The sequence below is a fragment of the Rhizobium sp. CG4 genome (assembly GCF_023701965.1).
In the GTDB taxonomy this organism is placed as follows: Bacteria; Pseudomonadota; Alphaproteobacteria; order Rhizobiales; family Rhizobiaceae; genus Agrobacterium.
Map to the genome: position 1 here is coordinate 184062 of NZ_JABAEG010000009.1, position 13842 is coordinate 197903.

The 13842-nt window shown below is 53.0% G+C and carries 14 protein-coding genes; 13 read left to right on the top strand and 1 reads right to left on the bottom strand.

Going from position 1 to position 13842, the window contains the following annotated elements:
* Nucleotides 1-183: 183 nt before the first annotated feature.
* The 8 genes from HGO37_RS26405 (at nt 184) to HGO37_RS22210 (ending at nt 8132) form a co-directional block, all read left to right on the top strand.
* Nucleotides 184-681 carry a calcium-binding protein gene (locus HGO37_RS26405; RefSeq protein WP_275642311.1) on the top strand — a complete coding sequence of 166 codons (498 nt, stop codon included), beginning with the start codon at nt 184-186 and terminating at the stop codon, nt 679-681.
* Between the two features lie 536 nt (nt 682-1217).
* Entirely contained in the window at nt 1218-2174 is a 957-nt protein-coding gene (locus tag HGO37_RS22180) for an NAD-dependent epimerase/dehydratase family protein (RefSeq protein WP_250985255.1), read from the top strand.
* A 525-nt stretch (nt 2175-2699) separates the two neighbouring features.
* Nucleotides 2700-3518: an SDR family oxidoreductase gene (locus tag HGO37_RS22185; RefSeq protein WP_250985256.1), complete on the top strand. Its 819-nt coding sequence runs from the start codon at nt 2700-2702 to the stop codon at nt 3516-3518.
* A complete protein-coding gene (locus HGO37_RS22190; RefSeq protein WP_250985257.1) occupies nt 3512-4267 on the top strand; it encodes a FadR/GntR family transcriptional regulator in 756 nt (251 codons plus the stop codon). Before HGO37_RS22185 ends, HGO37_RS22190 begins: the two co-directional genes overlap by 7 nt.
* Entirely contained in the window at nt 4264-4941 is a 678-nt protein-coding gene (locus HGO37_RS22195; RefSeq protein ID WP_192489191.1) for an RraA family protein, read from the top strand. The genes HGO37_RS22190 and HGO37_RS22195 overlap by 4 nt, the downstream gene beginning before the upstream one ends.
* An 87-nt stretch (nt 4942-5028) precedes the next feature.
* Nucleotides 5029-5997 (top strand): tripartite tricarboxylate transporter substrate binding protein, encoded by a 969-nt coding sequence (locus HGO37_RS22200; RefSeq protein WP_250985258.1) that lies wholly within the window; start codon nt 5029-5031, stop codon nt 5995-5997.
* A gap of 134 nt (nt 5998-6131) precedes the next feature.
* Nucleotides 6132-6626, top strand: coding sequence for a tripartite tricarboxylate transporter TctB family protein (locus tag HGO37_RS22205; protein WP_250985259.1), 495 nt, complete (start codon nt 6132-6134; stop codon nt 6624-6626).
* Nucleotides 6627-6629: 3 nt separating this feature from the next.
* Nucleotides 6630-8132: a tripartite tricarboxylate transporter permease gene (locus HGO37_RS22210; protein WP_250985260.1), complete on the top strand. Its 1503-nt coding sequence runs from the start codon at nt 6630-6632 to the stop codon at nt 8130-8132.
* Between the two features lie 12 nt (nt 8133-8144).
* Here the strand turns inward: HGO37_RS22210 and HGO37_RS22215 are convergent, their stop codons facing one another.
* Nucleotides 8145-8744, bottom strand: coding sequence for an SGNH/GDSL hydrolase family protein (locus HGO37_RS22215; protein WP_250985261.1), 600 nt, complete (start codon nt 8742-8744; stop codon nt 8145-8147).
* Between the two features lie 324 nt (nt 8745-9068).
* On the opposite strand from HGO37_RS22215, the gene HGO37_RS22220 reads away from it, so the two are divergent.
* The 5 genes from HGO37_RS22220 to HGO37_RS22240 all read left to right on the top strand — a co-directional run bounded on the left by HGO37_RS22220 (nt 9069) and on the right by HGO37_RS22240 (nt 13805).
* Nucleotides 9069-9953 (top strand): dihydrodipicolinate synthase family protein, encoded by an 885-nt coding sequence (locus HGO37_RS22220; RefSeq protein ID WP_250985262.1) that lies wholly within the window; start codon nt 9069-9071, stop codon nt 9951-9953.
* 24 nt (nt 9954-9977) lie between these two features.
* The gene (locus HGO37_RS22225) at nt 9978-10637 is read left to right on the top strand and encodes a GntR family transcriptional regulator (protein WP_250985263.1); all 660 of its coding nucleotides are present in this window, start codon (nt 9978-9980) and stop codon (nt 10635-10637) included.
* Between the two features lie 77 nt (nt 10638-10714).
* The gene (locus tag HGO37_RS22230; protein WP_250985264.1) at nt 10715-12046 is read left to right on the top strand and encodes an ABC transporter substrate-binding protein; all 1332 of its coding nucleotides are present in this window, start codon (nt 10715-10717) and stop codon (nt 12044-12046) included.
* On the top strand, nt 12046-12984 hold the full coding sequence (locus HGO37_RS22235) for a carbohydrate ABC transporter permease (RefSeq protein ID WP_250985265.1): 939 nt from the start codon (nt 12046-12048) through the stop codon (nt 12982-12984). Before HGO37_RS22230 ends, HGO37_RS22235 begins: the two co-directional genes overlap by 1 nt.
* Nucleotides 12984-13805 (top strand): carbohydrate ABC transporter permease, encoded by an 822-nt coding sequence (locus tag HGO37_RS22240; RefSeq protein ID WP_192489183.1) that lies wholly within the window; start codon nt 12984-12986, stop codon nt 13803-13805. The genes HGO37_RS22235 and HGO37_RS22240 overlap by 1 nt, the downstream gene beginning before the upstream one ends.
* Nucleotides 13806-13842: the final 37 nt, after the last annotated feature.

Consider the following 13842-nt stretch of genomic DNA (forward strand, 5'->3'; position numbering starts at 1 on the left):
ACGAACTTGTAGGCAATTTTAATAATATGTTATGTATTTTATTTTTCCGGCTACTTGTTGATTGTTTCAAGTTGCAATGGTTAAATTAATCTTAATGTTTTAAAGTCGACTTTTCTATATTGACACAGGTTGGGCAACGTATAATTAATCACCTATTAAATTTTCTAATTGGAGATTAATGAAATGGCAACAACAGTTTTGACCCCAGGGGATGATACTTTTACCGGTACTGCAGGTAGCGAAGTTATTCGTGGCGGCGCAGGCAACGACAAAATTTACGGTGGTGCAGGTTCTGACCGTATTGACGGCGGCGCTGGTAACGATCTCATCATGGGTGGTAAGGGCGTTGACTACCTGTACGGTGGCGCAGGCAACGACACTTTCGCGTTTTCGAAGAATGACTTCGATTCTGGTCTGGGGCACGGCGCTCAGGACTACATCTGGGACTTTGAGGGTGCTGGTGGCTGGAGCGCTACTGGAAACGATTTCCTTCGCTTCACAGGCTTTGGTGCAGAATCGACATTGGTGAAGAATGTTGCCCTATCGGCTGACGCGGGCGTTCACAATCCAGGTCTAAGCATCTACACGCTGACCGACAGTGCTACTGGCCTTGAATATAGCATCGCTATCAAGTCCGTAAACGGCGCTGATCTCGTCAAGGGCGATTTCGGCTTCTATTGATAGCGGCGGGGCTGCCGCGTCACTTTTTGTGCGGGGCATGTTGGTGTAGCTTTAAGTAGACATGCTCCAATAGGAGGTTGTCTGTATCATGCTTTGCCCAGGCTTTTTGCCTAGGTGATTGTCGATCCACTTAGAGAATTCCTCATTGTGAAAATGAGAGTCTCTCGAGTTTATTGCGTTTAAAACGGGGTTCAGGCCTTCTCTGACGGAGGTCTGGGCCCTTCTTGTTTGATGGTGATGAGCATTTTATGAAGTTCTAGAAAGCTGAATTCGTCGGCTCTTGTTTTTTGATAATGCGATGATTTGCGCTCAATGTCAAAATTTGAACAATATTAAATATTGGGACTTAAAAGTTGGTGTTGGTGCAGATTCGTCTGTTGCGCCACATTGGTGCGTGTATTTCAGGCCCCTGCTCAAGACATCGTGCTTCACAGTCGCTCGAATTTGCATATGATTTAGATAGATAAAATCGAACAGATTTTTTTTGAATTGTTTGTACCAGAGATTTTCATTCAGTTTTTTAAGGACATAAACCTATGCCAACATATCTCGTGACAGGTGGATCCGGTTTCATCGGAACAACACTTACGCGTAGGCTGGTTGCTGAGGGCTCAAAAGTTATTTCGCTGGATCTAAAAGAGCCCAGAGAAAGATTGCCAAACGTTGATTATCGCGTGGCTGATGTTCGGGATCTGTCTGGTTTCAAGGCAGGCATTGAGGTTGATCACATATATAATTTTGCCGCTGTGCACACGACGCCGGGACATCAGCCCTATGAGTACTACTCTGCGAATGTCGCTGGTGCCAGCGAGATCACCAAGTTTGCAGAGCAAAATGGTGTAAAAAAAATCACCTTTACCAGTTCTATTTCTGTCTATGGGCCGAGTGAAGAGATGAAGACCGAGGGCAGTGTACCTGCGCCTCAGTCTGATTACGGGCACTCGAAGTTGCTGTCTGAAAAGATCCATTTGGCCTGGCTCGATCGTGCGGCTGATAATAAGCTGGTTATCGTGCGCCCAGCAGTGGTGTTTGGTCAGGGTGAGGGTGGAAATTTCACGCGTCTTGCGCAGTTGCTAAAAAAAGGCTTCTTTATTTATCCTGGTCGAAAAAATACAATTAAAGCATGTATTTACGTTGAGGACCTCATAAACGCTATTCTCTTTGCTGAAGCGAAAGAGGACAAGTTTGTTTTGTTTAATGGCGCTTATCCCGGCAGATATACGCTGGAAGAAATTGTGTCGGTCCTTATCAAGGATCACTTCCCAACTGCGCGGGAATATATGGTGCCGCGTGGCGCTGTCTCATCTGCCGCAACGCTTATCAAGTCGCTTGGTTTGTCGAAGGTCGGCATTCACCCAGAGCGTGTGACGAAGTTGGTTCGCTCGACTGATATCTATCCTGACTGGCTGAAGCAAAACGAATTCCAATTCCCTGAGACGCTCAATGACGTGATGAGCCGCTGGAGCCGCGACACGAGGGGAAGCTTCGTTTAAAGGGTGTTCTGTTCTTCCAGCTGATGGTGTGGTCGCAGGGCTTCTGTTTGATTTGACAGCAGTAATTGTCGCTGATTTGACTTCGTAAAAGGTGGCTTTCACGCATGTGGGCCGCCTTTTTTTGTGGCTTCTTCAACTGTGTGGGTGCGCAATGCCCTGGGGTACGTTGCGGGCGCTTGGCCAAGATGGTGATGCGGCGCGCTGTTTCTTTGTCTGGTGTCAGGGCAACCAATCCTGGTGTCGTCCCTGTCGAATTGGGCGCGCGCGGGGGCTCTGCTCATAGTTGAAGGTGCTGCGGAATAAGGTGTCCTTGATCCTCGCATGCCTTCACCGAAACGTTGTTGAGTAGTGCGGCAATGAGTTGTGCTCTCTCTCTCTCTCTCTCTCTCTCTCTCCTTTCAATCACTAAGCGCGTTGCTGTCGTTGGATACGGCGACAAGTTGTCATGTCGTGAGTATAGGGAGATTCGATTTGACTACTCATGACATATGACATATGTCATGAGTTAAGAAGAGGAGGAGCTTTATGACAGATCTGTTTAGCGTTGAGGGCAAGGTGATTGTTGTAACCGGTGGTCTTGGCCAGTTGGGGACAGAGTTTGCCTCATCGCTTTTGAATGCTGGCGCGAAGGTCGCCATTTATAGCCGTCGGCCGATTGATGCTGCGGCAATCGATGAAAAATTTCCGCAACATGGCGGTCGCCTGAAGGTTTATGTTGCAAGCGTCACCGACAAGAAAGCGCTTGAGGCGGCAACGGATGCTCTGTGCGCGGAATGGGGCGTGCCGCACGCTCTGGTCAACAATGCCGGTATCGACAGCAAGCCAAACGGTGCAGCGGATCAGAACGGTCCCTTCGAAAGCTATCCCCAGAAATACTGGGATGAGATCATTGATGTGAACCTGACCGGCGTCATGTTGTGCTCGCAGGTTGTCGGCGCACGCATGGCGGAGGCTGGCCGCGGCAGCATCATCAATGTCGGCTCTATCTACGGCATGGTATCTCCTAATCAGGCGCTTTACGCTTATCGTGAAAAACGCGACGGCGTCCCTTTCATCAAGGCGGTGTCCTACGCAGCCTCGAAGTCTGGATTGCTCAATCTGACTCGGTATGTGGCAACCTATTGGGCGCCGAAAAATGTGCGCTGTAATCTCATTTCGTTTGGTGGCGTCAAGACAGGCAGTTTCGATAAGGAATTTGTCGATGCATTTCTGGAGCGCGTACCTTTGGGACGTCAGGCGGAAAAGGGCGAGTATAACGGTGTAATCCGTTTCCTCGCTTCCGATGCCTCAACTTACATGACCGGCTCAAACGTCGTGGTCGATGGTGGGTTCACTGCATGGTAAACGCAACGGCAATCTCTGCACCCGATCGCGGCAAGCTGCATATGCAGGTGGTCGCGGATATTGAAACCCGCATCCTGACCGGCGAATTGCAGGTAGGAGAGCGGCTTTCTTCAGAGGCAGAGTTCGCCCGCAACTTCGGTGTCAGCACGCGTTCTGTGCGTGAGGCGCTGCAAATCCTTGAAACAAGAGGGTTGGTACGCCGTCGCCACGGTGAGCGTGCGGAAGTAGTGCGTGACGATGTCGGGCAATTCATGGAATCGCTCGTTGCATCAGTCGGTTCGCTTTTTGCGCGCGACACGGCCTATCTCGTGCAGGCCATGGATGTTCGGCGTATGATCGAGCTTGAAGTGGTTGGACGGATTGCTGCCGGAGAAGGGCAGCTTTCGGAAGCGGTCGTAGCCTCCCTTGATGCCATGCGTAACTCTGTTCGCAACAATGACTTCTCGCAGTTCACAGAGGGTGATGCATCATTTCACCGGGCACTGGTTCAGTCGCTTGGCAATGAAATCTTATCGTCGCTTCACGGCAATCTGCACACTCTGATTGCCGGGGTCATCAAGGTGGCCAGTCGCGTACCGCGCAAAACCTTGGCCGATGGTTTGGCTGAGCACGAAAACATCTACACGCTGATCCGCAGTGGCGACGTTGAGGGCGCCCGTTCTGCAATGCGTGAACATATCGATAACAGTATGGCCTATCTCGAACAGGCCATGAGCAGATCCGGTAAACGGGAGGAAAAATCTGAATGAGTGCCTATGACTACAACAACGTGAACTGGGATGCGATAAAGCGGCTGTCTCGCTGGTACTCCGGCGATATCCATGACGTGATGGACAATCATGGTTTTTACGGCTTTCTGGATGGCATAACCCTTCACGGTGTTCTCAAGCCAGGTCAGGTGGTTTGCGGGCCGGTGTCCACGGTGCGTTACACGCCGAGTACCCGTAAGGGGCAGCCGCAGGATGTCTATCACGGCGCGATCGATGCTGTGGTGAAAGGCGGCATCATTCTGGTGGATGCTTCCTGCGCAGAGGGTTCTGGCACAGGTGAATTGATGTCTACGGGCGCAAAAACTGCTGGCGCTGCGGCAACCATCGTGCACGGCACCGTGCGTGATCTGGCCGAAGTCCGCAAGCTCGACTACCCGCTGTTTGGGCGTGGTGTCAGCCCGGTTGGTGTTTCAGGTCGCATGGAGCCGACGGAAGCGCAGGTCGAACTCGACATCAAGGGTGTGAAAGTGAGACCGGGCGATGTGATTTTTGCAGATATTTCCGGTGTGGTGGTCATTCCTCAGGAACTGGTTGCGGTCATTGCCGATGAGGCGGATCGCAATGGCGAGGGTGAAGCTCAGTGCCGAGAACGCATCCTGTCCGGTGAAAAGTTGAGGGATGTTTGGCCAGTCGGCTCAACCGGGCCGGTTTGATCAAAGTCTCAATAAAGGACTACGGGGCGCCCCGGCGCCTCGAACTTAAACGGCTGCGTGGAGGCGGCCTATTCGGGAGGAGAACCAATGTCATTTTTCAAGAAAGCCGCTCTGGCGGCATGTGCTGTCGTCGCTTTGTCCGGTCAGGCGTTTGCGGAATATCCTGAGCGCGCGATCACCATGATTATCCCATGGGCGGCTGGCGGTGGAACGGATGCCACAGGCCGTATCATCGCAACGATGTTGGAAGAGAAACTGAAGCAGCCAATCACGGTGGTCAACCGCACCGGCGGTGGCGGCATTGTTGGTCACCAGGAACTCAAAAACCTCAAATCTGATGGGTATACGATCGGTATCATCACGACCGAACTGTCCATGTACAAATCGGTTGGCTCGTCCGATATATCCTACGAAGATTTCACACCGATCGGCCTTTATAATGCTGATCCGTCTGCAATTTTTGTACGGGCAGATTCACCCTATAAAACCATTGATGACCTGATTGCTGCCATCAAGGCGGATCCATCCACCATCAAGGCAAGCGGCGCCAATTTCGGCGGCAATAACCACATCGCCTGGGTAAGTCTGGTGCAGCTTTTGGGTGCGCCGGCAGAAAAAGCCTTTTGGGTGCCAACGGATGGTGCCACCGTGTCGCTGCAATTGCTGGCGTCTAATGCCATCAATGTAGCTGTTTCCCAGTTCCCGGAAGCCAAGGCATTGGTCGATGCGGGTGAGATTCGACCGCTTGCCTATCTCGGAAACGAGCGGAACGAGAAAAACCCGGACGTGCCGCCAATCAGCGAAGCGGCCGGTATCGAGTTTGCTGTCTCCGGCTGGCGTGGCGTTGCGGCTCCAAAGGGCATTCCCGAGGACGTCCAGGCAAAGCTGGCCTCCGCATTGGAAGAGATCGTTACGAGCAATGATTTCAAAACCTTCATGGATGGTCGCAATTTTGGAGTCAACTGGAAGGGCGGGGCTGACTTCGAAACCTACCTGAAGCAGCGTGATGACGCGTTCGGTGCTGCGATCAAATCTGCCGGTATCAAAGCCAATTAATCGGGTTTACGAGCGGCCGGAAGTCGGCCGCTCATCTTCTCTTAAACGATACGTCATGGGAACGCTGACAGTGTTCAGCATCACGCGTTGCTATGCCGACTGTCCCTGCGAACACTTGCAGAAGGAGACCGCGTATGACGACGGTCAATCGACTTGATCTTGTAATATCCGTTCTGTTTGCGCTGGTTGGTGCCTATGTGCTCGTCGGCTCCATGGAGCTGAAAGCCATGCCGGGCATGGCGGTTGGACCTGGTTTATTTCCGGCCATTACCGGTGCCGGTATGCTGTTCTTTGGCCTTGTTATGCTTGCCCAGACGTGGATGGGACGTGGCACGGATGCTTCTGATGAGCTGGCCGTGGACGAACCAGCCGAAGATGACGGTGGACCGATAACTCTCATCGACCGGCTTTATAACCCGCTGTTGTTGTTAGCGATCCTTGCATTGATCCTGCTTATGCCTGTTCTCGGGTTTCTCATCACAGCCTCCATTTTCGTTTTTGCGATGGTGTTGCTGGGTGGCGGCGGATGGTTGCAGGCGATCATTTTCGCAGTGGTCATGACCGGACTGACCTATGCGCTGTTTGTTTATGGATTACGTGTGCCGGTGCCGGTCGCGATGTGGGGTTGAGCCATGAATGCATTTATTGAGGCCTATTTTCTCGTCTTCAATCTTGAGACGTTGCTTGTCATCGTCGCGTCGTCAATATTCGGCCTGTTTGTCGGCGCACTTCCCGGTCTGACGGCGACAATGGCAACCGCCTTGCTGGTGCCGCTGACATTTTACATGTCGCCGATACCGGCCATTGCGGCCATTATTTCCTCAACAGCGATGGCAATCACTGCCGGTGATTTGCCCGGTACACTGCTTCGCATTCCAGGAACGCCAGCCTCTGCCGCATACGTCGAAGATTCCTATCGCATGGCCCAAAAGGGGCAGGCGGGGCTTGCGATTGGTATTGGCGTTATCGGCTCGGTCCTAGGCGGCCTGTTCGGCTTTGTATTCCTGATGTTCACCGCGCCAGCCTTGGCAAAGTTTGCACTTGGTTTTTCCAGCTTTGAATATTTCTGGCTGGCGGTACTAGGTCTGAGCTGTGCTGCTTTGATTTCCTCCGGTGGCGTTGCGAAAGGCGCTCTTTCATTGCTTCTTGGTCTGATGATTTCGCAAGTCGGTGTTGATCCGCTAACCGGCACGCCGCGTTTTACATTTGGTGTTTCTGAATTGACGGGTGGTATCAGTTTCATTCCGGCGATGATTGGTATGTTTGCCCTGGCGGAAGTCATGCGTACCGGGCGTCGCTTCAGGCTGGACATTCCACAGGCCAATGTGCGCAACCCGTTCAAGGGCGTTATGGCCTGCCTATGGAAATATCGCAAAAATCAGGTTCGCGGTTCAATCATCGGTAGTCTTATCGGCGCTCTGCCGGGTGTCGGCGGCGATCTTGCTGCCTGGGTAACCTATTCACTGGCCAAGAAAACCTCCAAAAACCCTGAGCTGTTTGGTAAGGGCCATCCGGAGGGCCTTGTCGAGGCGGGCGCTACTAACAATGCGGCGCTCAGTGCCTCATGGATTCCAGCCATGGTGTTCGGTATTCCCGGTGATGCCGTGACAGCGATCGCCGTTGGCGTCCTGGTCATGAAGGGCATGGAGCCAGGACCGCAGTTGCTGACCACCAATCCGCAAAACTTCTACGCGGTCATGCTGGTGTTTGTGATTGCCAATATTCTGATGCTTCCGCTTGGATATGTTGCGGCTCGTTCAGCACGGTGGATATTCGAAGTGCCTCGCGCATTGCTCAATGCGGCAATTCTGTTGTTCTGCGTAGTTGGATCCTACTCCATCAACAACACGATGTTTGGCGTAACGGTCATGCTGGTGTTGGGTGTGATGGCGTTCTTCATGGAGAAGTCCGGCTTTGCCATGGCGCCTGTTATCCTGGGTATCGTTCTTGGCCCTCTGGTCGAACAGAACTTCACGACGTCAATGATCATCACCAATGGCAATGTGTTTGGGCTTTTTGAACGACCCATCGCTGCCGTTCTGGGCGTCGCTTCCATTGCGGTCTGGGGACTGTTCATCTTTGGAGCAGCGCGGAAGACGTTTAAACCAAAGGCCTTGGCCGGGCAGGTGATGTAGGGGAAATGGCTTTTAGCCATTTCCCTTGCAAAGATAAGGCGTCATGATCGACGTGACGATACGGGCAGCGGCTTCGGGCCTGGGGTGCAATCCGTCAGGAATGGCGGATTCCAGCTCATTTTTTGTCATTTTGGACCAGCCGGAATAGTAGTCGACATATTCATAACCGCGGGCAAGTGCCTCGTTGCGTTGCATGTCGATATACCATTCCAGTAATGGGCGCATCGATCCGCGCATTCCGGAAACCGGGTTCATGCGCGTCATGATCACCCGGGTCGCTGGCAGTTCTTTTTTGAGACGATCAAAAACAAGTGCGATGTTTGTGCGGCTGCGCTCGCGCGTCATCAAACGGTTGATGGCTGCGTCATTGGCATAAAACTCAATCAGCACAATATCTGGTGCAAGTCGGACAACATCATCGACATGCGAAACGGCCCAGTCTGATGTGCCGCCGCTTTGAGCAACCTTGAGCACTTCAACTTGCCGATTGAGGCATGAGGCGAGTGAGGTCTGTAACGGCACCTGCCAGCCACCCTGATTGGTCAGGGATGTTCCAAAGGAAACGATCCGCAGTGGCTTGGCGTTATCCTGGGCGTGTGTTGGCGTCATCATGGCGCAACCCCAAATCAATGCTGTGACAGCAAGCCTGGACAGCTTAACCGGGCTTTCTACTATCATGTGCCTTACGTCAAAACGAGGAAACCACATCAATTCAATTGCGCCTTTATGATTGGCCACAGCGCGCCGGTGCCAGAGATATTACAGCATCGCATTAATTACCTGCGCTGAAAATAGAAACATAAACAACCGGTAACGAATAATTTCTTATTCGCAAAATGCCTGTCATATCATTCGTCCACAGGCAAACAATTATTGTGTTTACAACTGACATGTTACCTGAATATATTGCTGCTATCAGACTGGAGGAGCATTCAATTGACAACAGCTTTCGGCCTTTCGGCGGCTCTCACGACGCCTTTTGATGAAGCAGGCAACATTGCTTTCGCAACCATGACGCAGCATGCAAAGAACTGCCTGGCTTCGGGCTGCGACAGTGTTACGCTGTTCGGCACAACGGGTGAGGGAAGTTCAATCGGCAGCCGCGAGCGCGGTGCAGTCCTTAAGGCGTTTGCAGAAGCGGGCATTTCTGGCCGTCAGTTCGTAGCAGGCGTGCTTGTTGATTCTGCTGAAGATGCAGCGGATCAGTCGGCGCAGGCTCTGGATGCCGGAGCGCGCAATGTTCTGTTGGCGCCGCCATCCTACTTCAAGAACGTGTCTGACGACGGCCTGTTTGAGTGGTTCTCCAAGGTGTTTGAACAGCTTGGCAGCAAAGCAAGGGATGTTATCGTTTACAACATTCCGTCGGTAACGATGGTGAAGCTTTCGGTCGATCTGGTTGGCCGGTTGCGCAAGGCGTTTCCGGGCGTCGTTACCGGTGTGAAGGATTCCGGTGGTGACTGGGCACATACCGAGCGTCTTTTGAAAGAACATGCAGACCTGATCATTCTGATCGGTGATGAGCGACATCTTGCCCAGGGTACGCGCCTTGGTGGCAAGGGCGCGATTTCGGGCATGGCAAATGTCATGCCGCAGGAAATTCGTGCCATGGCTGTCGATGGCAAGGAAGATCAGCGCGTCGTTGATCTCGTTGTGGAAATTTTGAAGTATCCGGTCACGCCTGCGGTGAAAGTACTGGTTGCCCGCACGACGGGTGACGCGGTATGGCACAATGTAAGACCGCCACTTGTAGCGATTCCATCCGAGGAGCGGGAGAAGATTGGGCAGGTTTTTGATGGGCTTTTTCCATCAAAAGCGGCTTGATTGACGGCAAGGTTAGAGGATTGCATGGACGAAACCGGCGAGCAGATCACTCTGAGGGAAAAGGCGTATGAAAGCTTCACGCGCCATCTGCTCGCTCGTGACGTCCGCCCGGGGCAGTTCATCTCGCAACGGCAACTTGTTGGCCTGACGGGACTGACGCTGGGAGCGATCCGCGAGCTTATTCCACGGCTTGAGGCGGAAGGTTTGATAAAAACCGTTCCGCAACGTGGACTGCAAATTGCCCATATCGATATCAACCTGATCCGTGAGGCCTTCCAGTTCAGAATTCTGCTGGAGCGCGAGGCCGTGGCGCTGTTTACGCATTCCGCCAGCGATGAAGCCGTTCAGAATTTGCTGAAGCTGCATCGGGATATTGCGGCGGAACTTCAGGAGAAGGGCGCGTCTGCCGAGTTGGAACAGCGGGCACAGGCAACGGACTGGGGCATGCATAATGCCTTTGTGGATGCGATGGGCAATTCGATCATTTCGAATGCTTACCGCGTCAATTCGATCAAGATGCGCCTCATCAATCAGGAGCGTTTCCGCATCGATGGACGTGTCGGGCCGGTCATGGGGGAACATCTGGCCGTGCTTGAGGCAATTGAAAAGCGTAATGCCGAAGAGGCGGTGCAGAACCTGACCGCGCATATTAACAATGCGAGGGATCGTTCACTGGCAATATAATCAGGGCTTAACAGGCCTTTAGGGTATGAGAAGCAAGCCGTGCGGAGGAGTTGTACGGCAATAAGAGGAGGACTGGCATGACATCGTCATTATTGAGACCAACCCGCCGTACGTTTTTGGCGGCAAGTGCTGCCTTTGGTAGCGCAGCCCTGCTTGGCGCACGCACAGCATCGGCTGCCGTTGACTGGAAGAAATTCTCTGGGACCACGCTGGAAGTCAATCTCGTCAAAAGTCCACGCAGCGAGACGTTGATCAAGCATCTCAAGGAATTCGAAGAGCTGACCGGCATCAAGGTCAACGCCGAAGCCACTCCAGAGCAGCAGCAGCGCCAGAAGACGGTTATCGAGCTCAGCACAGGCAAGCCAAGCTTTGACGTTGTGCACCTCAGCTACCACGTTCAGAAGCGCCAGTTCGAAAAGGGCGGCTGGCTGGCTGATATCAGCGGTTTCCTGAAAGATTCGTCGCTGACCGATCCATCACTTGTGGAAAGCGATTTTGCTGAGGCCGGCATGTTGTTTGCCAAGGATTCCAACGGGGTCCTGCGTTCGCTGCCATTCTCGGTGGATTACTGGATTGTCTACTGGAACAAGGAATTGTTCGAGCAGAAGGGGCTTTCCTATCCGACGACCTTTGAGGAACTGGTCGATGCTGCTGAAAAGATCACTGACCCATCGACAAACACTTATGGTTTCGTTGCGCGCGGTCTGAAAAACGCCAACACGCCGGTCTGGACGTCGCTGTTGCTGGGCTACGGTTCCGGTCCTATTGATGCTGATGGAAAACTGCAGACGACCTCCAAAGAAGCGGTCGAGGCTGCAACGCTCTATCAGCGTCTGATGACCAAAGCGGCACCTCCAGGTATATCCGGCTTCAATTGGGCGGAAGCACAGTCGGCCTTCCTGCAGGGCAAGGTCGGCATGTGGTTCGACGGCGTTGGTTTTGCACCGCCAATCGAAGATCCGCAGAAGTCCCGCGTTGTTGGCAAGGTCGGTTATGGTGTCATGCCAAAGGGACCAGCGACACAGGCTGCCGGTACCTTCGGTGACGGTCTTGGCGTGACCGAGGCCAGCACCAAAAAAGAAGCAGCTTATCTGTTCTGCCAATGGGCGATTTCGCATGAAATGGGTGCCCGCCTGCTGCAGGCCGGTGCCGGTGTACCGTTCCGCCAGTCCATTCTTGAAGATGCCAAAGTGCGTGAAGGCGTGAAAATGCCAAGTGCATGGCTTGATGCCGTTTCCGGCTCGGGCAAGGTATCCAAGCTGGCTCTGCCGGTCATCATACCGGTGACGGAATTCCGCGACATCTATGGTGTTGCGCTTACCAATATGATTGGCGGCGCTGATCCGGCCGCTGAACTGAAGAACGCAACAGCCCAGTTTGAACCCGTACTGGCACGTAGCGAGGGGTAATGACAGCCGTGAGCATCGATAACACGATGACGCAAGGCAAACAGGTAAAAAAGAGCAAGCCTTCACGGCTTGCTCCCAATTACTGGCCTTTCGTTCTTCCCGCCCTAGTGGTCGTTGCGGCCGTGATTGTTTTTCCCTGGGCCTTCACCCTGTGGATGAGCGTCAATAGCTGGACACTCGGCCAGGAACGGGTCTTTGCCGGTTTTGCCAATTATGTGCGGCTGGTCCAGGATATGCGCTTCTGGGAATCCCTGTGGCATACGACGGTCTACACAGTACTTTCTGTCGTTTTACCTCTGTTTCTCGGCACACTTGCGGCTCTTGTATTCGATGCAAAATTCCCGCTGCGTGGTTTGCTTCGTGGTGTGTTCGTCATGCCAATGATGGCGACACCGGTTGCTGTGGCGCTGGTCTGGACAATGATGTTCCACCCGCAGCTTGGTGTACTCAATTATCTTCTGTCCTTCATCGGTATTGGTGCTCAGGAATGGATCTATAACCAGTCGACGGTTATTCCTTCGCTGGTGCTGGTGGAAACATGGCAGTGGACACCGCTGGTTATGCTGATTGTGCTTGGTGGTTTGGCGGCCGTGCCGCGCGAGCCCTATGAAAGCGCTGAAATCGATGGCGCAAACGCCTGGCAGAAGTTCCGTTTCCTAACATTGCCGATGATCGCGCCCTTCCTGATTATTGCTGTTATCATCCGCTCGATCGATGCCGTGAAAAGCTTCGACATCATCTATGCAATGACACAGGGTGGTCCGGGCACGGCTTCGGAGACGATCAACATCTATCTCTATAATACGGCTTTTGCCTATTACGACATTGGTTATGGCTCTGCCATGGCCGTGGTTTTCTTCCTGGTCATTATCGCGCTTTCCTTTGTGCTTCTGATGGCACGCCAGCGTGCAAACTGGTCTAATGCGGAGGGACGCTGATGAGACGCAAAACACTCGACAGCATCGGCATGTTATTCGTGGCCGTTGTGATGGTGTCGCCTGTCATCCTGTTCTTTCTTTGGATGATATCGCTGTCACTGAAATATGAAATCGACAACGGCGCATACCCGCCCATTCTCATTCCGGAAAACATCGCATGGTCGAACTATGCCAAGGTTTTTGAAGAGAATAACTTCCTGCTGTATTTCTGGAATTCCGTGCTGGTGACAGGTGCTGCGACAATCTTGGCACTGCTCATCGGTGTGCCGGCCGGTTACGGCATCGCCCGGTTAAAGGCCGAAAAGTCGGCGGTTGTCATCATGATCGCCCGTATGACACCCGGCCTGTCGTTCCTCATTCCGCTGTTCCTGCTGTTCCAATGGCTAAACCTGCTCGGTACCCTATGGCCGCAGATCATCATTCACCTCGTGGTAACTGTGCCAATCGTGGTCTGGATCATGATTGGTTACTTCGAAACGACGCCCATGGAGTTGGAAGAGGCCGCCAGCATTGACGGCGCAAGTTCATGGCAGGTGTTCCGTCTGGTTGCCTTGCCGATTGCCAAGCCCGGTATCGTGGTGTCGTTCATTCTGGCGCTGATCTTCTCATGGAACAATTTCGTCTTCGGTATTGTCCTTGCCAGCCGTGAGACCCGTACGTTGCCGGTTGCCGTTTACAACATGCTGTCCTTTGAACAGGTCAGTTGGGGACCACTTGCAGCGGCTGCGCTGATTGTGACCCTGCCAGTTCTTCTGCTGACAATGTTTGCACAAAAGCAGATTGTCGCTGGTTTGACGGCAGGCGCAGTCAAGGGCGGTTAAGCGGGCTCAACGCCCGTTCACGAAACGATTTTCGACA